The following is a 19,214-nucleotide window of genomic DNA, read 5'->3' as shown; positions in this document are numbered from 1 at the left end:
TCGAGGTAACCCATCGGCAGCACCAGCATTTGTATGAAGCGCGCGGCCGCCCGGAAACCACAGTGTGAAGCCGGTCGACGACCGAGCCAACATGCGCTCGCTGCAACTCAGATCTCCTCCGCGACCAGTTTGAGGGCGCCGGCAATTCCTGTCGCCACGACAAGGATCACCGCCATCCCGATCATGCCGGCGTTGAAGGAGCCGGTTGCGTCCTTCAAAAGGCCGACCATATAGGGACCCACGAAACCGCCGAACGCACCGACAGAGTTGATGAACGCTATTCCCCCGGCCGCCGCGGCGCCCGTCAGGAAGCTCTGCGGGATCGTGTAGAAGACAGTCCGCGCGGAGATCGTTCCGACCAGCGCCAGTGTCAGGCAGGCCAGGGCCGGAGCGAGCGAGGTGAAGACGACCGAGAGGGTCAGTCCAAGGGCGCCAAGGATCAAAGCGGCCATGAGATTGTAGACCTTCTGACCTTTGCGATCCACGAGACGCGCCCAAAACAGCATGCCTATCGTTGCGAAGAGGTAGGGAACAGCCGAAAGCCACCCGACTTCCATGTTGCTCAGACCGTGCCCCTTCAGGATCAAGGGCAACCAGATGCCTATGCCGTAGGAGCCGATCGTGAAGGCGAAGGTGACCGCCGTGAGCATCAGCACCCGCGAATCTTTCATTGCGGCCCACAGGTTCTTTTTTGGCTTGTCGTGCTTGTCGCCGGCAAGAGCGGACAGAAGCGCTTGTCGCTCCTGAGGCGTGAGCCATTGAGCCTGCTCGGGCCTGTCGGCGAGCAGAACGAGGCACAGAATTCCGAGCACGCATGCTGGAAGGCCTTCGATCAGAAACATCCATTGCCAGCCTGCAAGCCCCCAGAATCCATCCATGCCGAGGAGGGCCGCCGAGATCGGACTGCCCAGCAGCGAGGATAGCGGCGTCGCAGCCATGAACAGGGCGAGCACGCTCGTCCGGTGCTTCGCGGGAAACCAGATCGAGATGTACCAGATCACGCCCGGAAAGAAGCCGGCCTCGAATACACCGAGGAGAAAGCAGATCAGGTAGAAGCTGTACGGTCCCGTCGCAAACGCAGTCGCCGCCGCAGCAAGGCCCCACGTGATCATGATGCGGGCCAGCCAGCGACGCGCACCGAACCGGTACATCATCATGTTGCTCGGGACTTCCAGAAGGCAGTAGCTGAAGAACAGGATTCCGGCGCCCCAGCCGAATTGAGTGGCGCTCAATCCGATATCCTTGTTCATTTGCAGTGCAGCAAAGCCGACGCTGGTGCGATCGAGGTAGTTGAAGAGATAGGCGAGACCCAGAAGCGGGACCAAACGCCAGGTGTTCTTGGAAATGGCACTTGCCAGCAGTCCCGCATCGGGACTTCCATCCGTGAATGATCTGTTGGCCGTGATTTCGGTCATCCGCTGGTCCTCCCTGCTATCCGGGCCGGTTACCCTGACGGGGCCCAGCCGTGTTAGGCTCGACATGCCAGATCGAGCGGACAAGGGTCCAATCGCTAATGTTCAAGAACCGATAACCGGGAGGAAGAAGTGGACCTTCGCGACCTCACCTATTTTGAGGTGATTGCCGATTTGGGCCATATGGGCCGAGCTGCCGACAAGCTCGGCCGCACTCAACCAGCTCTGACAAAATGTATCCAGCGTCTCGAAGAAGCCGTGGGCGCCGATCTGTTCGAGCGAACAGGGCGTGGGATCACCCTCACGCGCGTCGGAGAGGTCCTCCTGGCACGCGCGCGACGAATGCGCGAGGCGATGGAGGAGTCGCTGCGCGAGGTCACCGATTTCGCCGCCGGCGCGGCAGGTCGCGTCAGTATCGGCTGTGGCGCCACGATGGGGGAATACCTGCTGCCGCAGATATGCCGGGCCATCATCGCCGATGCGCCTGGACTGGCGATCGAAGTGCAGATTGGAATGAGTGGCGTCGTCAGGGCAGCGCTTCGCGAGCGGACCCTCGATCTCGCGATTGGACCGATACTTGCCTCGGACGAGCAGGAGTTCAGGCACGAAGCGTTCGGCATGGACGAAGTGGTCGTCGTCGCAGCAAAGGATCATCCACTTTGCGGCAAGCGGCTCGCCATTGAGGATCTGGTCGCGTCGAAATGGGTGCTGCCGGCCCGTACCGTCGCCATGCGTCAGTGGCTCGACAACGTATTCGAAGCGCATGGTTTGCCGCCGCCGATCGTCCAGATCGAGACCAACTCGATCACGACGTTGCCCAAGCTGATCGCCGACACGGCGCTGCTCAGCTTCACGTCCACGCGAAACCTTCATCCGCTTCGACTGGGCAGCCAGCTCGACCGTTTGATGATCGACACCACGACGATGCGAAGGCCGCTCGGCTTCGTCACGCGCAGGGACGGCTATCTCTCTCCGGCCGCGCAGCGGGTCGTCGGCCTGCTCAAATCCAAAGGGCGCGATTTCCTCGAGCAGGTCACGTTGCCGGGCATGACGGACGCCTCCGACGCAGTGCCGCCCATCGTGGTCAGTCGGGCGGAGCGAGTCCATAAACGCGTGAGACAGTCCCACTGAACAGGCTCTGGCGGTCGCTCTCGCTTGCGTGACGCGTCAGGCGTTTGAATGCATTCCACGCCGATCCATATCCATACGAGCCCTTGTCGACCGGAAAATTGCTCTCGAACATGCATCGTTGCGGGCCAAATGCTTCGATGCAAACCTCAATGTAGGGCCGCCAGACTGAGGCGAGGACTTCCGACGTCGGCGGGATCTCCCGCATGTCGAATCTGAATCCGTTGATACGCATTCCGAGGCCGCCGAGCTTGACGCAGACGTTCTCGCATCTTGCAAGATCGCGGATCGCGCCCGACCACGCGGCGAAAATGTCGTCGCGCCGATCCTTGTAAGCTCCGATGCCGACGATCCCGCCGAGATGATCGAGCACGATCGTTGTTTGCGGGAACGCCCGCGCGAGCTCGGTCAGTTCGGGGATTTGCGGGTGGAACAGCCATGCGTCGAAGACGAGCTCCAATGGCGCCAGTCGCGCAAACCCGGCTCGAAACGCGCTGTCGCCGAGGAGGCCGGGCGGACCGGCGCTCAGCGGATTCATCAGGCTTCGATCGGTGTCCCACGCGGCTACGTGCCGAATGCCGCGAAATCGGTCGGGAGCGGCGGCGACGTGGGCTTCGAGCACCGCCGTCACTTCGTCTCCGAGACGCAGATCCGCGTGACCGACAATTCCGGCACAAAGGCGCCGCGGACCGTAGTTGCCGCTCGCGCTCATGGCCGCGACACCATTGATGAACTCGGTTTCGCCGACGACCCGCATCGCAGTTGGTCCGCCGGACCTGTACATCGCCTGGCACTGCATGAAGACGCTTGCCGTGACGTTATGACCGCTTCCGGCGATGTCGGCGAGATATTCGTCGAACAGGTATCTCCAGTTCTGCCTGTCCCAGAGATGATGATGGGCGTCGATGATGGGCAGATCAGGTTCGAGCGCCTCCTCGAAGCCGCGCGCCAGCCAGTCCGGCCGCACGGCGAGATAGTTGCCGCCTCCCGACCGAGAGGCGGAGCCGCTGCCTTCGGTTTGGTTTTGAGTCATTTTGCGAAATCCCGAGGAGCGGGCCCGGTGTAGCGATAGGGAATACCCGGCGGCATGGGTCCCTTGATCCGTCCGCCTTGCTGCGATTGCTCCCATGCATGCGCGAGGATGCCGACCGAACGCGAGAGAATGAACAGGCCACGACCCAGCGCGGGCGAAAAGCCCAGCTCCGAATAGATGACGGCGGTGGCCCCGTCGATGTTCATGGGGATCTTCCGACCCTTGCGCCGCTGCATCAAGTCTTCGACCCCGTGGCCGATCTCTGCAAAGCGCCCGGTGACCACGTTATGCCCTCGCGCTGCATCGACCAGCTCGAGTAGCCGGGGTGATCGGGGATCGATCGGATGAAAGCGGTGTCCGAAGCCGGGCACGATCTTTCCGTTCGCTGCGACGAAGGCGTCGAGGCCCTGTTCGATGGCTGTTTTCAACTCGGCACCATCATCCTGAAGACGCGCGATTTCGGCGTACAGCTCCATGCATTGTTCGCCGGCGCCGCCGTGCACGTCGTCGAGCACGTTGATGGCCGAGGCCATCGCGCCATTCAGAGGAAGGCCACATGTCACGGCCATCCGTCCGATCGCGATCGACGGCGCCTGGGGACCGTGGTCCACGGCGGCGACAAGCGCAGCTTCCAGGAGTGCTCCTTGCTCAGGGGACGGCAGCTCGCCCTTCAGCATCAGCCATATCATTTGCGGGAACGACACCCGGCCAATCAGTTGCTCGATCGGAAAGCCGCGAAACCGGATCACGCCCGGCTTCATGTCGATAATGCCGGTCGACCACCATTGGGTCGCCGTTTGCAGCAGGTCTGCGGAGCCTTGATCGGTCATGAGTCTCTCCTCGATCGCTTGTCAGGTGCTCGACGTCTCGGCGCGTGCCTTCAGATCCGGCATCTTGACCGACTCCTTGACCGTCGGCCGGTTGTCGAAGGCGACAACGCCGTGCTGGCCGAACGCTTCGATGTCGCCGTGCTCGAAGCCGAGCTGCCTGAGCCACTTCTCGGTGTCCTGGCCGAGGCGGGGTGGCGGCAACGGTTCCGGATAATCCGTCTCGAGTCGGAAGCCCGGACGGGTGACACGCATCGTCTGGCCGCCTGACACTTTCGCGCTCAGGCTTTCGACGAACTTGCGGCCGACGATCTGCTCCTCCTTGAGCACCTGCGGCACGCTCAGAACGCATCCAGCCGGAACGCCGTTGGCGTTGAAAAGCGTCTCCCATTCGGCCGCGGATTTGGCGGCGAGGGCGACTTCAAGCTCCTGCTTCAGAGCCGCGCGATGGTCCTTTCTCGCCTGCCGCTCGCTAAACCGCGGATCGGACTTCAGCTCCGGTTTTCCGACGATGTCGCACAGCGCCTCATACTGCTTCTGCTCGTTTGCCGCGATGTTCAGCGGCCCGGAGCCCGTCGTGAAAGTGCCGGACGGAGCTGCCGTGAAGTTCTCGTTGCCGATCGGTTGCGGATCGACATTGCCGTTGAGGTGGTTGGAAACCACCCAGCCCATCGCAGCCAGGGTTGATTCAAGCAGCGAGACATCGATGTGCCGCCCGCGTCCGGTCTGCCGTTGTTCCACGAGAGCGGCCGTGATCGCAAAGGATGCGGTGAGACCGGCAATCGTGTCGGCAATCGGAAAGCCGGTGCGCAAGGGGGCGGTGTTGGCATCGCCCGTGACGCTCATGACGCCCGAAAGTCCTTGAACGATCTGATCGTAGGCGGGTCGGCCCGCCCAGGGTCCGTCCTGCCCGAAGCCGGAGATCGCGCAATAGATGATGCGCGGATTGCGCCTTGCCAGCACCTCATAGCCGAGCCCCAGCCGTTCCATGACCTTCGGGCGAAAATTCTCCAGCACGACGTCGGCCGTTTCGACGAGACGAAGGAATATCTCCTTGCCTTGATCGGCCTTGAAATCGATGGCGACGGATTGCTTGTCCGCGTTGACGGCGACGAACGACAACCCCATGAGATTCTTCGCCATCGCCGGGTCGGCGCCGAGTCGGCGCGCAAGATCGCCGCCCTTTGGATTTTCGATCTTGATGACCTCGGCGCCGAGACGTGCAAGCTGATAGCCGCAGAACGGACCGGCGAGCACGTTCGAGAGATCGAGGACGCGAATGCCGGCGAGTGGCAATGTCATGTGTTGTGCTCCGGATATGTGAATTGACGCTCGACAGAAATCAGACCAGTCCAAGCCAATGCCACCAGGTCGCGGCGCACAGGGCGTAGAGAAGGCAGGCGACGATGCAGACGACGACACCGACTTTCGGGAAATCCTCGACGCGCAATCGGCCCGTTCCATAGACGAGGATGCTTGGCAGGGTGTTGTAGAACATGAGGAGCGGATAGCCGCCGATGATCATGCCGGCCGGCAGCGCCAGCGCGACCGGATTGACACCAGCTGTTCCCGCCATCGCCAGGATGATCGGCAGCAGGGCCGTCGCCATGGCGGTCGTGCCGACGAACATCACGTGCATGAACTGCACGATGAACATCACGACCACGATGACGATCAGCGCCGACGAACCGGCCAGGCCGAGCGCGAGGAAGATCGAATTGGCCAGCCAGTTGGCGGCGCCTGTCTTCAGAAGGATGTCGCCGAGCGAGACTCCGCCGCCCGCGATGAGCAGCACCTGCCAGGAGACGCCCTTGTTGGCATCGTTCCAGTCGATCACGCCGAAGCGAGGCAGAAACAGCAGACAGGCGCCCATCAGGCAGACGACTGTCGTGTCGAGCCCGGTCAAGCCCTGCGTCGCCCACAGACAGCTCACCAGGGCGAAGACGGTCAAGGCGCGCCATTCGGCGGAAGACATCCCCCCCATTGCGGCGAGATTCTGCGAAATCCGCGCGTCGGCCTGCTCATGACCGGCCTTGAATTCCGGCGGAAAGACACGCTGGATGAACCACCAGGTGAACATGGTCATGACCAGCGCCGGAGGGAATCCGTAGAGCAGCCATTCGGCGTAGGTGATCGTATGGCCGCTCGTCTTCGCGACGAACTCGACCGTCACGGGGTTCGGCACCGTCGCCGTCAACACGCCGGCACCGATCGTCGCATTCGTCATCGTCAGGGTCAGGAGCAGATTGATTGCAAATGGCGAACGCGCTCCGGCTCCGAAGATCGTCAGAATGCTGAGGCACTCCGGCAGGAGGATTGCCGTGCGCGCCGTCGATGACGGAACGAGAAACGCAAGCGCGATATTGACGAGCGTCACCCCGAGCGTAATCCGTGTCGGTTCACTGCCGAACCGCGCCAGAATGATGTAAGTGATGCGCTCCGCAAGCCGGGTCTTCACCATGGCGGTCGCGAGAATGAAGGCGCCCACGATGAGGTACACGGGCGAGGCGGAGAAGCCGTCAAGCGCGGTCCGAAGCGTAGCCGTTCCGGTCAGGACCGCAAGCGGTACAACCATCAGGCTGGCAATGGCCAACGGCATTGCCTCGGTCAGGTAAAGAACGAAAATGCCGCCAAAGAGCGCAAGCGCCTTGTGTCCCTGCAAGGACAGCGATTCCGGCGTGGGACTGAACCAGATGGCGGCCGCGATCACGATGGCGAGGGGAACGCCGATCGCCCTGAGCGTGGCCTCCAGCGATCGAGGCGCGTGCTCGCTGCCCGCCGCGTGAGCGTGAGATGACACGTGTTTCTCCCTGTCGAAGCATTCGGCGATGGATCGGTGCCATCACGGATTTGGGGCCGTGCTTCGCCGTGGGATTAACTCGCGAACCAAACCTGCGTCCAATTGCAAGTTTTCAGGAGATCATAACTGGCGGGAATGTGCTCGGCCGGCCGATGTCTCGCCGCTACGAGTGCGGCAGCGTCATCGCGCAGATGGAGGCGATCCGAGCCGGGCATGGGATCGGTAGCAGTCAAGTCCTCCTTTGAGTTGGATTGATCGCGATACCGGCTCGAGCTACGTGCTGCGATACCAACTCGCCAGATTCCACGTCGTGACGTCCCAACCCGAGATGTCGGCCATGAGGTTGTTGACGCCGGCGCCGACGATGTTGCGTGAGAGGAGCGGCAGGAACACGTTTGCCTCGCAGAAGGTCTCGTCGACCTTGATCAGCAGCGCGGCGCGCTTGACCGGGTCGAGCTCGTTCTGCGCGGCCTTGTAGGCCTTGTCGGCCTCTGGATCGGACCAGCGCGAGATGTTTCGCCCGAGCCATTTGTTCTCCTTGTTGGCGATCTCCCACGAAACGCACTGGTTCAAGAACCGCTCCGGATCGGGCTGCGGCTGCGTCGTGTTGTACATCTCCATGTCGGCATAGAATTTCGAGTAGGTATCGGGATTGCCGACGTCCGACGAGAAGAACACCGATGCGGTGACCGACTTGAGCTCGATCTCGATGCCTGCGCGCTGGCAGGCCTGCTTGATGATGGCCTGCGTCTTCTGGCGCGGGGCGTTGATCGAGGTCTGGAAGACGAATTTGAGCTTCTTTCCGTCCTTCTCGCGGATGCCGTCCGCGCTCTTTGTCCAGCCGGCCTCGTCGAGGATCTTGTTCGCCTTGTCGACGTCGAACGCGTATTTGAGCTTACCCGACTTGAACTGCGCAGGCTGGTTGACGAAGCTCGCCGTCGCGATGCCGCCCCGGCCGTAGATGAATTTCTGGATCGCCTCGCGATCGATCAAGAAGTTGATCGCCCGGCGAACGGCCGGCTCGGACAGCGTCGGGTGCCTGGTCTTGATGCTGGAACGCTCGCCGTCGACCTCGGTCCACGGGTCCGTCGTGTTGAGGATGATGAACTCGACGTTGCCGGAGGGCGTGACGTCGACCTTGCCCTTCCCACCGGCCTCCATGCGCTTGAGGACCTCATCCTCGACCAGCAGGTTCCAGGCATAGTCGTATTCGCCGGTCTGCAGCACTGCGCGTGCGGCGGAGACCGCGTCGCCGCCACCCTTCACCTCGAGCGTGTCGAAATGCGGCTGGTTCTTGACGTGATAGTCGGGGTGGCGTTCGGCCCGGATCATGTCGCCCGGCTTGAACTCGACGAACCTGTATGGGCCGGTGCCGACCGGCTTCAGATTGCCTGGCGCTTCGCGCGACTTCGCGCCGACATAGTTGCCGAAATGGTGTTTTGGCAGGATCTGGCCGACCGCGCCGACGAAGGGGTCGGCCCAGAACGGGGTCGGACTCTTGAACTTCACCTTGACGGTGTGGTCGTCGATCTTCTCGACGGTGATGTTCGTGTAGGATCCCGTGGTGTACGCCGCGGTCGCGAGATCCGCGGCGTATGTCCAGGTGAAGACGACGTCGTCGGCGGTGAAGGGCTTGCCATCGTGCCATGTCACGCCCTGCTTCAGCTTCCACGTCACGCTCATGCCGTCCGGCGCAAGGCCGCCGTTCTGCTTGCTCGGGACCTCGGCGGCGAGGCAGGGGATGAGGTTGCCCTCCTTGTCCCAGCCGGCGAGCGGCTCGAAGAAGATGCGCGAGGCGATCTGGTCCTTGGTGCCGAGCGCGAAATGCGGATTGAGCAGCGTCGGGGCCTGCCAAAGCAGGATCTTGAGCGGGCCGCCGCCGCCGGCCTTGGTCGGCTTGTAGTCAAGCGTGGCGTCCGCCATCGCCACGTCGTTCCAGGCCAGGATCTGGCTCGCGGCCGGCGCTGCGATGCCGATCGCAGTCATTGACTGGATGAACGAGCGTCGCGACAGCGTGCCTTGCTTCACCTCCGAGATGAGCCCGCGGATTTCGTTTTCGTTCATCGGATGACCTCCACCTCAAAGAAAACCCGTCACCGGTTGAATCCCATCATGTTTCATCAAGGCGGGGGCGGCAATGCCGACAAGGCCGGGAAACCCTGCGGCGAAACGGCGATCAGCGAATGAGTGAACTCGCGCAGCCATGACGACGTTGAGACCGGACGCATGAAGGCTGTGCAATCTGCGCGAGGCCGCTATGCTCTCGGTTCCCGACATCGCTAATCCGTTGCCCTTCACAGCCGCGCTTCATTATATTGTCTCGGCAATTGCGACCGGAGCAGCCTGCTCGGCGCCCCCCGGCGAGGACCACGCGATGGATGATACGATTGGCTACCCCGATCCCGGCCTCGACCTGTCGGACGGTTTCAAGCCGCACACCTCGCACTGGGGCGTGTTCTCGGCGCGCAACGGCGAGGCCGGGTTGGAAGTCAGGCACTATGCGGGGGATCCCGATCCGAGCGGCATTATCGACAATTTCCCCGGCGCGCTCCGCCACCAGGCGCGCGTCGCCCAGCCCGCGATCCGCCGCGGCTGGCTCGAGCGCGGGCCCGGCCCCGACGATCGCCGCGGCCGCGACGAGTTCGTCTCCGTCAGCTGGGAGAAGGCGCTAGACCTCCTTGGGGACGAGCTGACGCGCATCCGCGACACGCGCGGGCCCTCGGCTATATTCGGCGGCTCCTATGGTTGGGCGAGCGCGGGCCGCTTCCATCACGCGCAGAGCCAGGTGCATCGCTTCCTCAACATCGCGATGGGCGGCTATGTGCGGTCGGTCAACTCCTATTCCTCAGGCGCGTCCTCGGTGCTGCTGCCGCAGATTTTGGCGGGCTACGAAGACATCACCAAGCGCAACGTCACCTGGGAGCAGATCGCGACCGAGACCAAAATCGTGCTGGCGTTCGGCGGCATGGCGCTGAAGAATTCCATGGTGGCGGGCGGTTCGATCAGCAAGCACGTCGAGCGCGGCGCCATGGACGCTGCGCGCCGGCGCGGCTGCGAGTTCATCCTGGTCAGCCCGCTCCGCGACGATCTGCCGGTGGAGGCCGGTGCCGAATGGATGACGTGCGTGCCCGGCACCGACACTGCGCTGATGCTCGGCATCGTCCACACGCTGGTAGCCGAGGGCTTGCATGATCAGGCCTTCCTCGATCGCTACACCGAAGGCTGGCCGGTCTTCTTGCGCTACCTGACCGGCGAGAGCGACGGGCAAGCCAAGAGCGCCGAATGGGCCGCCGTGATCTCTGGCGTCAATGCGCCCACGATCCGCAAGCTCGCGCGTCGCCTTGCCGGAAAAAGGGCGCTCATCACCGTCTCCCATTCGTTGCAGCGCGCCGAGCATGGCGAGCAGCCGGTGTGGATGGGCATGGTGCTGGCCGCAGCGCTCGGCCAGATCGGCCTTCCCGGCGGCGGCTACGCCTATTCGTTAGGGGCGATCGGCTATTACGGCCGGCGCGTCAACGACGTGCCGGGGCCGACGCTGGGGCAGGGGCGCAACGGTGTCGCCGATTTCATTCCGGTGGCGCGCATCGCCGACATGCTGCTCAATCCTGGAAGCACCTATCGCTACAATGGCGAGACGCGCATCTATCCGGACATCCGTCTCGTCTATTGGGCCGGCGGCAATCCCTTCCATCACCACCAGGACATCAACCGCCTGCGCAAGGCCTTCGCGAAAGTCGATACGCTGGTCGTGCACGAGCTCGCCTGGACCGCGACGGCCCGCCACGCCGATATCGTCCTGCCCTCGACAATGACGCTCGAGCGGGAGGACATCGGCTATTCCGCCAACGATCCCTTGATGGTCGCCATGCACGGGATCGCCGAGCCGTTTGGGCTGGCGCGTGACGACTATGAGATATTTGCCGATCTCGCCGATCGTCTCGGGGTGCGCGAACCCTTCACCGAGGGGCGCAACGCGCGGCAATGGCTGCAACATCTCTATGAGCCGACCCGTGCCTCGCTGGCCAAGCGCGGCCTCGAAGCGCCGAGCTTCGAGGAGTTCTGGCAGCGCGGCAGCTTGGTCGTGCCGCAGCAGCCCGACGACGGCGGCAGGCTGCGCCGCTTCCGCGAGGATCCGGTCGCACACGCTCTGCCGACGCCGAGCGGGCGCATCGAGGTTTTTTCGGCGAAGATCGCAGGCCATGGCGATGCGGATTGTCCGGGCCATCCGGTCTGGCTCGAGAAGACCGACGTGCCGACGCCCGGCTCGCCGTGCTTCCTCGTCGCCAACCAGCCGGTGACGCGGCTGCACAGCCAGCTCGACTTCGGCGGACATTCGCTAGGCGCAAAACATCGTGGCCGCGAGGCCGCGCGCATGAACCCTCGTGACGCGGATGCTCGCGGGATCAAGGACGGCGACATCATCCGCCTGTTCAACGCGCGGGGCGCCTGCCTTGCCGCGGTCCATGTCACCGACGGCATCGCGCCCGGTGTAGTCCAGCTGCCGACCGGCGCCTGGTACGACCCGATGGATCCGGAGGAAGAAGCGCCGCTTTGCGTTCACGGCAATCCGAACGTGCTCACCCGCGACATCGGCACCTCGTCCTTCGCGCAAGGCTGCACCGGCCAGCTCACGACCGTCGAGGTGGAGCGGTTCACCAGCAACCTGCCCCCGATCCGCGCGTTCGACCCGATCTAGCGGACGCCGCTGCCAACAGGTCAAAGCCGCGGATCGGCATGGAAGACGCCGACCGCCATCGGTTGCATTCAATGTCGAAATTGAATTGATCGATGCCCAATAACTAGTCGATCGCACGCGGGGTGTCTTCTAGGTTCGAGGCGATGGCGGAACGAGCCGCGGGAAAACCGGGGCCGGGCCAGAGGCTGGGCAAAATGCCGAGGCGCCAGCTCAAGGGAGGATTTGATGCGCGAGTCGAACCTGCAGGCGTTCACCAAGGCGTCCACCCGCTATCGGTGGGTCATCTGCGCCTTGTTGTTCGCCGTGACCACGATCAACTATATGGATCGCAATATCCTCGGCGTGCTCAAGCCGACGATCCAGAACGATCTGCATTTCAGCGAAACAGATTTCGGCAACATCATCTTCTGCTTTTCGTTCGCCTACGCTTTCGGTTATGCCGGCATGGGGTGGCTGACCGACAAGATCGGAATTCGCCTCGGTCTTGCCGCAGCCGCCATCCTGTGGTGCCTCGCATCCATGGCGCACGGCCTGGTCGCATCGGTCGCCGGATTCATGGTCGCCCGCATCGTGCTCGGCCTCGGTGAGGGTGGCAACTTCCCGACGTGCATCAAGACGATCGCCACATGGTTCCCGGTGCGGGACCGTGCCTTGGCAACCGGCATCTTCAACAGCGGCAGCAATGTCGGCGCGATGCTGGCGCCGCTGATCGGTGCACTGGTCGTGAGCCTGTCCAGCTGGCAGGCAGCCTTCTACGTGACCGGCGCGATGGGGCTGATCTGGGTCGCGTATTGGCTGATCGCCTACCGCAGCCCGGCCGAACACCCCCGCGTGTCGCCGAGCGAGCTGGCCTATATCAACAGCGACCCCGAAGTCGCGACGGAAAAGGTCCCCTGGGCAAAGTTGCTGGCCTATCCCGGCACCTGGGTTTACATCGTTGGTGGTGTGCTCACCAACCCGGCCTGGTGGTTTTACAACAACTGGGTTCCGTCCTTCCTCAACAGCAAGTTTCACGTGTCGCTGATGGCGGTGGGCTTGCCGCTGGTGGTGATCTACCTGCTCACTGATATCGGCTCGATCGCGGGCGGCTGGATCTCGTCGACCCTGATCAAGCGCGGCACGGAAGTGTTCACCGCCCGCAAGATCACCTTGCTGGTCTGCGCAGCCTGCACCGTGCCGGTGTTTCTCGCGCCACAGTTGGACAGCATGTGGGCCGCAGTCGTCTTGATCGGCATCGCGATGGCGGCTCACCAGGGCTTTTCCGCCAATCTGTTCACGCTGGTATCCGACACCATGCCGCGCGGAGCGGTCGCTTCCGCGGTCGGGCTCGGAGGCGGCATCAGTTCCGTGGCGGGCGCCTTTTCCGCCGCGGCCATCGGCCGCGTGCTCGACGCAACGGGCAACAACTACACCTTCGTGTTCTTCGCCTGTGCCAGCGTTTACCTGATCGCAACCGCGATCATTCACTTCGTCCTGCCGCGCACGAGGGCTTCGATGGTGGCGACCGACGGGGGGCTGGTATCGGTCAGCTGAGATCTGGTTCGGGCTGCGCCCGAGAAGTTTCGACCAAACTTCGCAAAACAAAAAGGCCTCGCCGAAGCGAGGCCTTCCTTGTTCAACCATGCCGGGTCTGCGCTAATCGTCCCAGTAGTGTCGGCGGATCACAACGCCGCGGTCGTAGTCGCGGTCATGATGGTACCAGCCATGATGCCAGCCGCGGTCGTGATCGTAGAAGCGCATGCGCGGACCATCATAGCGGTCGCCGTAGTAGTCTCGGTCGCCGCCAATATAGACCCCGAAGCCGGCTGCATTGGCGATGGTCGGGGCACTGATTGCAAGCGTCGCTGCCGCTGCAAGCGCGTAAGTGAGCTTCCTCATCGGTTCCTCCTTTGCATCGTTCGTGCAGGGGTCAACGACCGCCAGCATCAGCCGTTGCAGGAACGCGGCAGAAACTTTGTTGAATGGATGTTCAGGTTCCCCAAGCCTGATGGCGGGCCTCAGCCCGCCTTCGTGCCGGTGATGATTGCAAGCGCCTCGACCAGGCGGTCGAGATCGGCCTCCGTGGTGTAGAGCGCCGGCGTCACGCGGATGCATTGCCCCTTGGCAACGCCCGCGCGGCGCACGGTGTGCACCTTGAAGCCGTCCCGGAGCCTGGTCACGACGGCGTCGTTGTCTGCCTTGCTCGTCTTGCCGGCGAGGCGAAATGAGGTGATGGCGCCGTAGGAGCCGGCTTCGTCCGGCGTCAGGATCTCGATATCCCTGAACGCGCGGGCGCGGCTCACCCAGTAGTCGCGCAAATAGCGCAGGCGGGCCTGCTTGGCGGGTGCGCCGATCTCCTGATGCAGCGCGACCGCCGTCGGCACCGTCAGCACGGTCGCGAAATTCACGGTGCCGGTGTGCACGCGGGAGCGGATATCGCTCTCCGGATAGTCCTCGTCGCCCATGTCGCGGTCGATGTCGGCGAGGCGGTCTTTCCTGATGTAGAGGAAGCCGACGCCGAGCGGCGCGCCGATCCATTTGTGCAGGTTGAAGCCGACGAAATCGGCCTCGAGCTCGCCGACTTTGAACTCGATCTGCCCCGACGAATGCGCCGCGTCGACGATGGTGTCGATGCCCTTCGCTTTTGCCATGCGCGCGATCTCCGCGATCGGCATCACGAGGCCGGTGCGGTGGCTGACATGGGTGAGAAGCAGCAGCTTCGTCTTTGGATTGGCCTCGATCGCCTTTGCGTAGGCGTCCAGCACCGCCTGCCGGGTCGCCGGCTCCGGCACGTCGAACTTGACGACGTCAACGCCGCGTCGCGCCTTCAGCGCGTTCATCGCATACTGCATCGAATCGTAGTCGAGATCGGCATAGAGCACGGTGTCGCCGGCCTTCAGCCTGTTGTAGCCGCCGATCAGGAGCTGCAGCGCCTCCGTCGCCCCCCGCGTCAGCGCGATCTCCTCGGGCGCCGCGCTGACGGCTTCCGCGACCTTGACGCGCACGGCCTCGAAATCGGCACCAAAGCGCTGCCGCGCATAATAGGAATTCTGGGAGTTGACCATGTCGGTCTGGCGGATGAACTCGCGCCGGACGGGCTCGGGCATGACACCCCAATAGCCGTTCTCCAGGTTCACGACGTCAGGTGTCACGGCATAGAGCCCGCGCACCGCGTCCCAATAGGCCTTGTCGGTGGCGATCGCAGCCGCCGGCCCCGTCGGCGCTTTCGGCAAGCCTTCGGCGGCCAAGGCCGGCCCCGCCAGCGGCGCAACCGCAGCGGCCGCGAGCCCCTTCAGGATCGACCGGCGGTCGGACGACAACATCTTGAACAAATGCATCTTGAGCCCCCAAATTTAGCGCGGCGACCAGAGCAATGATCGACGAAGCCGAGATGACGAGACGGTGACCGTCCACTGATGTGGCGTCGATCCAGGGCTCAGGCGCCCGTAGGATGGGTTGAGCACTAGCGAAACCCATCATGCTGCATCGTCGGACAAACCTCGATGGGTTTCGCGACCGCTCTACCCATCCTACGGGTTGGCAGCCTCCATTGACGTCGCCTGCCCGAGACACGACATATCCTGCACCCCCGACCCGCCCCTCGGCCCAGGAGCACCTCATGAACGCGCCGCAAAACATCGATCCTGCTGCCGCGCTTCCGGGCAGCGAGGTCCTGCACTGGCTGACCAACGAGACGCGCGATCAGCGCTTCATCGACAATATCTTTGCCGAGATGTGCATCCGCCTCCAGCAGGCCGGCATTCCGGTCGCGCGGGCGACGCTGCATGTCGTGATCAACCATCCGCAATGGCTGGGCGCGCGCATGATGTGGGCCGATGGGATGCAGGGCGCGGAGATTTCGCGGGTCGATTACGATGTGCGCGGGCGGTCCGAATATATCGGCAGTCCCGCCAACGAAATCTACGACGGTGCAACCGAGGTGCGCGAGCATCTCGAACGGGACCCGTCAGAGCGGCGCAAGCACGCCGTCTACGACGAGATGCGGGCGAAGGGCCTGACTGACTATGTGGCGTGGCCGCTCTATCATACGCTCGGCAAGCAGCATCTCGTCACCTTCGCAACCGATCGTCCCGGTGGTTTCGACGATACGCATATCGCAGCCCTGAGGAGACTGATGCCGGTCCTCGCGCTGGTCAGCGAGATCCGGGTCAAGAACCGGCTGGCGCGCACCCTGCTCGAGACCTATGTCGGATCGCATGCCGGCGAGCTCATTCTCGCGGGCGCCACCAGGCGCGGCAGCGGCACGACGGTGCGAGCCGCGATCCTGATCTGCGACTTGCGCGATTTCACGCGCATCTCGGACAACTGGCCGCGCGACGACGTCATCGATCTCCTCAACGACTATTTTGACGCGATGTCCGAGCCGATCGTGCGGCATGGCGGTGAGATCCTGAAATTCATCGGCGACGGCCTGCTCGCCATCTTCCCGCTCAGCCAGCCCTCGGCTGGGGCAAATCTGCTGCGGGCCGTGAGCGAGGCCCGGCAGGCGATGGCTGTGCTGAACGAAAACAACAGCGTCACCGGCCGCGCGCCGCTGCATTACGGGATCGGCGCCCATGTCGGCGACGTCATGTACGGCAATATCGGCTCGCGCACCCGGCTCGACTTCACCGTCATCGGTCCTGCCGTCAACATGGCCTCGCGTCTCGAAACTCTCACCAAGCAATTTGGGCGAACCGTGCTGCTCTCGCGCGCCTTCGCCGATCTCGTGAAGAACGACTTCGAGCTGGAGCGCGTCGGCGAGCATCCGGTGCGCGGCTTCAACGAGCCGGTCGAGCTGTTTGCGTATCACGGCTGAAGATTGACCGGCCACTTGCGTCGGCCTCCCGGATTTCGCTGCGCGGTTCGGCGTGGCCGAAGACGCGCAATCGCCGGCGAGCGGGAAGCTGGCCGGCGACGCATCGCCATCAGCAGAGTGCCACCTTATTGCCGCGTCAGGCGAACCACGTCCTGCCTCAGCACGTAGAGCGAGACGGCGAGCAGAACGACATCCTTCATCAGGAAGGGCACGTTGCCCGTCATCGCAGGGAAACCTCCTGCGGCCATGTCCCAGCCTTCCGGCATGAACGGAATGATGGTGACCGTCGCAATGAACGTGCCGGTCGAGCCCAGGGCGCCGAGAATGCCGAGCCGCTTGTCCCAGAAGCCCGCGAGCAGCAGGGACCCGAACGTCCACTCGGAAACGCCCAGGAAGTAGCTGGCGCCGGCGTGGCCGAACACCGGGTACAGCCACCAGATCAGCGGCCCGTTGCTGATGAACGGGACCAGGCGTTCGAACTCGTACGGAAACCATTTCTGATATCCGAAGAAGAAGAACATGATCACCATCGAGGCGCGGACGACGTGATAGTCGAGATCGTCCGCGAGCAGGCCGGAGCTGTGCAGCACACGGACAAGGGAATTCTGTGTGGTCTTTTGAGTGGTCTTGGCAAGCACGGTCATGGTCGCGAGTCCTTCATTCAAGATCTGACTGCATGGTCGCTTCACGCGACTGCGGGGAAGTCGATCTCGGTGTCGTTGATGCGGTTGAACACGTTGGTGAAGACGGTGGTTGCGAAAGCCAGGCTGATCTCGACCAGTTGGGCGTCGCTGTAGCCGGCAGCCTTGATCGCGGCGAAATCCTCGTCACTGACGGTGCCGCTGGACCGAGCGAGCTTGCGCACGAACTCGACCAGCGCGTCTCGCTTGGCATCGCCGGTGGGCTGGCCTTCGCGGATCTGCCTGAGCTCCTCCGGCTTCACGCCGGCGAGCTTGGCGAGATAATTGTGGGCGGCGACGCAGTAGTCGCAGCCGCCGGCGGCGCTGATGACAAGCTTGATCACTTCCTGGTCGCGCTTGGTCAGGCTGCCCGCAGCGAGCACGGCGTCGGCGGCGAGAACCGACTTGAGCGCAGCGGGACCGTGGGCGGCAATGGCCGCAAACGTGTTTGGCACGCTGCCGACGGCCTTCTTGATCTGGGCATAGACCTGACCGGACGGGCCGGCGACGGTTTCGAGGTTGGGGACAGTAAGACGAGACATGGTGACACTCCTTCGTTGGGTTCGTGAACGATTGCGGAGTGACAATATGATCGCGGCTTGAGTCTTTGAATGTCGCAATAACTCATATATATGCTCAATCATCTCATTTCCCGGTCGGGAGGTCGTCGTGGATTGGCTTAGCCGGCTGTTCGAGATGATACCGGTGCACGGTCGCCTCGATCTGCGCTGCGCCTACGGTGCGCCCTGGCGCATCGACCAGGGGCCGGGCGAGGCGAACGAAATCCCCTATCACGCGGTTGTCGGCGGTTCGGCGCTGCTCGAAGATCCAGCGGGCGGACGGTCGCTTCACCTGGAAACGGGCGACATCCTGCTGCTTCCCGGCAATCCGCGCCATGTGATGCACGACGGGAGCGGCGCGCGGCCGAAGCCGGCACGAAATCGCCGAGAGCTCAATCTCGTGATCAGTGAAAACGCTGGCGGAGGCGAACGGCTTGACTTGCTGTGCGGACATTTCGCGATCGCGCCCCCGCACGATCGGTTTTTGCGCAGCTATCTCCCTCCACGCCTGGTCGTGCATGCCGGCGCGCGCGCGGTGCAAAGGGACACCGGTGCGCAGCTTGGCGGTCTCGTTGCGCTGATGCGCAGCGAGTCGGCGGACGATCACTTGGGTGGCCGTGCAATGCTCAACGCGCTTTCAACGGCGATGTTCGCGCTCGTGCTGCGCCTTGCAAGTGAGACCGAAGATGCGCCGCGGGGTCTCCTCGCGCTGGCTGGTCATCCTCGCGTGGCCCCGGCCGTCGCCGTTCTGTTCAACGAGCCGGCGCGCGCGTGGTCGCTGCCCGAGCTTGCGCGCCTGTGCAATATGTCGCGTGCCACGCTCGCCCGTCAATTCCAGGAGAAACTGGGACGGTCTGCAAGCGATCTCCTGACGGACATCCGCATGGCGCGCGCGGCGAACGAATTGCGGAAATCCTCGATCTCGACCGCAGGCGTTGCGGAGATAGCAGGATATCAATCCGAGGCCGCATTCCAGCGCGCCTTCAAGAGCCACATGGGCATCACGCCGGCGCAATGGCGAAAGGCGGCACAGGAACCAGCGAACCTTGCCGACCTGGGATTGGCGAAGGCTGCCGAAAGCCGTAGTCCGGATGGAGCCAAGCGCCGCCGTTCGGGATAACTGTATCGGCTCGCGCTCCCGGCTTCACCGTCATAGGCCCTGCCGTCAACATGGCCTCGCGCCTCGAAACGCTCATCAAGCAACTAAAGCGGGATGGGGTTAGGTTGAATCGATTTGGGATTCCCAAATCAGCTTGTTTCTGATTCACCATGCTGGCTGG

Annotated in this window: 15 protein-coding genes; 5 read left to right on the top strand and 10 right to left on the bottom strand. The window is 63.4% G+C overall.

The window, feature by feature from the left end; genetic code table 11:
- Window positions 1-107: 107 nt before the first annotated feature.
- Window positions 108-1,415: an MFS transporter gene (locus SO140_RS38060; RefSeq protein ID WP_449382990.1), complete on the bottom strand. Its 1,308-nt coding sequence runs from the start codon at window positions 1,413-1,415 to the stop codon at window positions 108-110.
- Between the two features lie 129 nt (window positions 1,416-1,544).
- On the opposite strand from SO140_RS38060, the gene SO140_RS38055 reads away from it, so the two are divergent.
- Entirely contained in the window at window positions 1,545-2,543 is a 999-nt protein-coding gene (locus SO140_RS38055) for a LysR family transcriptional regulator (RefSeq protein ID WP_449382991.1), read from the top strand.
- Here the strand turns inward: SO140_RS38055 and SO140_RS38050 are convergent.
- From SO140_RS38050 to SO140_RS38030, 5 genes are all read right to left on the bottom strand, one after another.
- Window positions 2,497-3,573: an amidohydrolase family protein gene (locus tag SO140_RS38050; protein WP_449382992.1), complete on the bottom strand. Its 1,077-nt coding sequence runs from the start codon at window positions 3,571-3,573 to the stop codon at window positions 2,497-2,499. The two genes, SO140_RS38055 and SO140_RS38050, sit on opposite strands and share 47 nt — an antisense overlap.
- The gene (locus SO140_RS38045) at window positions 3,570-4,403 is read right to left on the bottom strand and encodes a citryl-CoA lyase (RefSeq protein ID WP_449382993.1); all 834 of its coding nucleotides are present in this window, start codon (window positions 4,401-4,403) and stop codon (window positions 3,570-3,572) included. The genes SO140_RS38050 and SO140_RS38045 overlap by 4 nt, the downstream gene beginning before the upstream one ends.
- Before the next feature lie 21 nt (window positions 4,404-4,424).
- The gene (locus tag SO140_RS38040; protein ID WP_449382994.1) at window positions 4,425-5,702 is read right to left on the bottom strand and encodes a CaiB/BaiF CoA transferase family protein; all 1,278 of its coding nucleotides are present in this window, start codon (window positions 5,700-5,702) and stop codon (window positions 4,425-4,427) included.
- 40 nt (window positions 5,703-5,742) lie between these two features.
- Window positions 5,743-7,200, bottom strand: coding sequence for an SLC13 family permease (locus SO140_RS38035; protein ID WP_449382995.1), 1,458 nt, complete (start codon window positions 7,198-7,200; stop codon window positions 5,743-5,745).
- Window positions 7,201-7,473: 273 nt separating this feature from the next.
- On the bottom strand, window positions 7,474-9,264 hold the full coding sequence (locus SO140_RS38030; protein ID WP_449382996.1) for a peptide ABC transporter substrate-binding protein: 1,791 nt from the start codon (window positions 9,262-9,264) through the stop codon (window positions 7,474-7,476).
- A 310-nt stretch (window positions 9,265-9,574) separates the two neighbouring features.
- On the opposite strand from SO140_RS38030, the gene SO140_RS38025 reads away from it, so the two are divergent.
- Together SO140_RS38025 and SO140_RS38020 are read left to right on the top strand one after the other, a co-directional pair.
- Complete coding sequence (locus tag SO140_RS38025; RefSeq protein WP_449382997.1) at window positions 9,575-11,896, top strand: molybdopterin guanine dinucleotide-containing S/N-oxide reductase; 2,322 nt, start codon at window positions 9,575-9,577, stop codon at window positions 11,894-11,896.
- A gap of 225 nt (window positions 11,897-12,121) precedes the next feature.
- Window positions 12,122-13,429, top strand: a complete 1,308-nt coding sequence (locus SO140_RS38020) for an MFS transporter (RefSeq protein ID WP_449382998.1) — start codon at window positions 12,122-12,124, stop codon at window positions 13,427-13,429.
- A 102-nt stretch (window positions 13,430-13,531) separates the two neighbouring features.
- On the opposite strand, the gene SO140_RS38015 is transcribed toward SO140_RS38020, so the two are convergent.
- Complete coding sequence (locus SO140_RS38015) at window positions 13,532-13,774, bottom strand: hypothetical protein (protein ID WP_449382999.1); 243 nt, start codon at window positions 13,772-13,774, stop codon at window positions 13,532-13,534.
- A gap of 119 nt (window positions 13,775-13,893) precedes the next feature.
- Window positions 13,894-15,213 (bottom strand): aminotransferase class V-fold PLP-dependent enzyme, encoded by a 1,320-nt coding sequence (locus SO140_RS38010; protein WP_449383000.1) that lies wholly within the window; start codon window positions 15,211-15,213, stop codon window positions 13,894-13,896.
- Window positions 15,214-15,494: 281 nt separating this feature from the next.
- Between SO140_RS38010 and SO140_RS38005 the strand changes: the two genes are divergently transcribed.
- A complete protein-coding gene (locus tag SO140_RS38005) occupies window positions 15,495-16,694 on the top strand; it encodes an adenylate/guanylate cyclase domain-containing protein (RefSeq protein ID WP_449383001.1) in 1,200 nt (399 codons plus the stop codon).
- Window positions 16,695-16,819: 125 nt separating this feature from the next.
- On the opposite strand, the gene SO140_RS38000 is transcribed toward SO140_RS38005, so the two are convergent.
- Together SO140_RS38000 and SO140_RS37995 are read right to left on the bottom strand one after the other, a co-directional pair.
- Window positions 16,820-17,338 (bottom strand): YkgB family protein, encoded by a 519-nt coding sequence (locus tag SO140_RS38000; protein ID WP_449383002.1) that lies wholly within the window; start codon window positions 17,336-17,338, stop codon window positions 16,820-16,822.
- Between the two features lie 41 nt (window positions 17,339-17,379).
- A complete protein-coding gene (locus SO140_RS37995) occupies window positions 17,380-17,916 on the bottom strand; it encodes a carboxymuconolactone decarboxylase family protein (protein WP_449383003.1) in 537 nt (178 codons plus the stop codon).
- A gap of 154 nt (window positions 17,917-18,070) precedes the next feature.
- On the opposite strand from SO140_RS37995, the gene SO140_RS37990 reads away from it, so the two are divergent.
- On the top strand, window positions 18,071-19,054 hold the full coding sequence (locus SO140_RS37990; RefSeq protein WP_449383005.1) for an AraC family transcriptional regulator: 984 nt from the start codon (window positions 18,071-18,073) through the stop codon (window positions 19,052-19,054).
- The last annotated feature ends 160 nt before the right edge of the window (window positions 19,055-19,214 follow it).

The sequence above is a fragment of the Bradyrhizobium sp. UFLA05-108 genome, assembly GCF_059803455.1.
This window is presented reverse-complemented; position numbering and strand designations above follow the sequence as displayed.

What these genes read in the sequence shown, in the direction of transcription:
- SO140_RS38060 (WP_449382990.1), bottom strand. Translation starts at nt 1,415, where the DNA reads ATGACCGAAATCACGGCCAACAGATCATTCACGGATGGAAGTCCCGAT.
- SO140_RS38050 (WP_449382992.1), bottom strand. Translation starts at nt 3,573, where the DNA reads ATGACTCAAAACCAAACCGAAGGCAGCGGCTCCGCCTCTCGGTCGGGA.
- SO140_RS38045 (WP_449382993.1), bottom strand. Translation starts at nt 4,403, where the DNA reads ATGACCGATCAAGGCTCCGCAGACCTGCTGCAAACGGCGACCCAATGG.
- SO140_RS38040 (WP_449382994.1), bottom strand. Translation starts at nt 5,702, where the DNA reads ATGACATTGCCACTCGCCGGCATTCGCGTCCTCGATCTCTCGAACGTG.
- SO140_RS38030 (WP_449382996.1), bottom strand. Translation starts at nt 9,264, where the DNA reads ATGAACGAAAACGAAATCCGCGGGCTCATCTCGGAGGTGAAGCAAGGC.
- SO140_RS38025 (WP_449382997.1), top strand. Translation starts at nt 9,575, where the DNA reads ATGGATGATACGATTGGCTACCCCGATCCCGGCCTCGACCTGTCGGAC.
- SO140_RS38020 (WP_449382998.1), top strand. Translation starts at nt 12,122, where the DNA reads ATGCGCGAGTCGAACCTGCAGGCGTTCACCAAGGCGTCCACCCGCTAT.
- SO140_RS38015 (WP_449382999.1), bottom strand. Translation starts at nt 13,774, where the DNA reads ATGAGGAAGCTCACTTACGCGCTTGCAGCGGCAGCGACGCTTGCAATC.
- SO140_RS38010 (WP_449383000.1), bottom strand. Translation starts at nt 15,213, where the DNA reads ATGCATTTGTTCAAGATGTTGTCGTCCGACCGCCGGTCGATCCTGAAG.
- SO140_RS38005 (WP_449383001.1), top strand. Translation starts at nt 15,495, where the DNA reads ATGAACGCGCCGCAAAACATCGATCCTGCTGCCGCGCTTCCGGGCAGC.
- SO140_RS38000 (WP_449383002.1), bottom strand. Translation starts at nt 17,338, where the DNA reads ATGACCGTGCTTGCCAAGACCACTCAAAAGACCACACAGAATTCCCTT.
- SO140_RS37995 (WP_449383003.1), bottom strand. Translation starts at nt 17,916, where the DNA reads ATGTCTCGTCTTACTGTCCCCAACCTCGAAACCGTCGCCGGCCCGTCC.
- SO140_RS37990 (WP_449383005.1), top strand. Translation starts at nt 18,071, where the DNA reads ATGATACCGGTGCACGGTCGCCTCGATCTGCGCTGCGCCTACGGTGCG.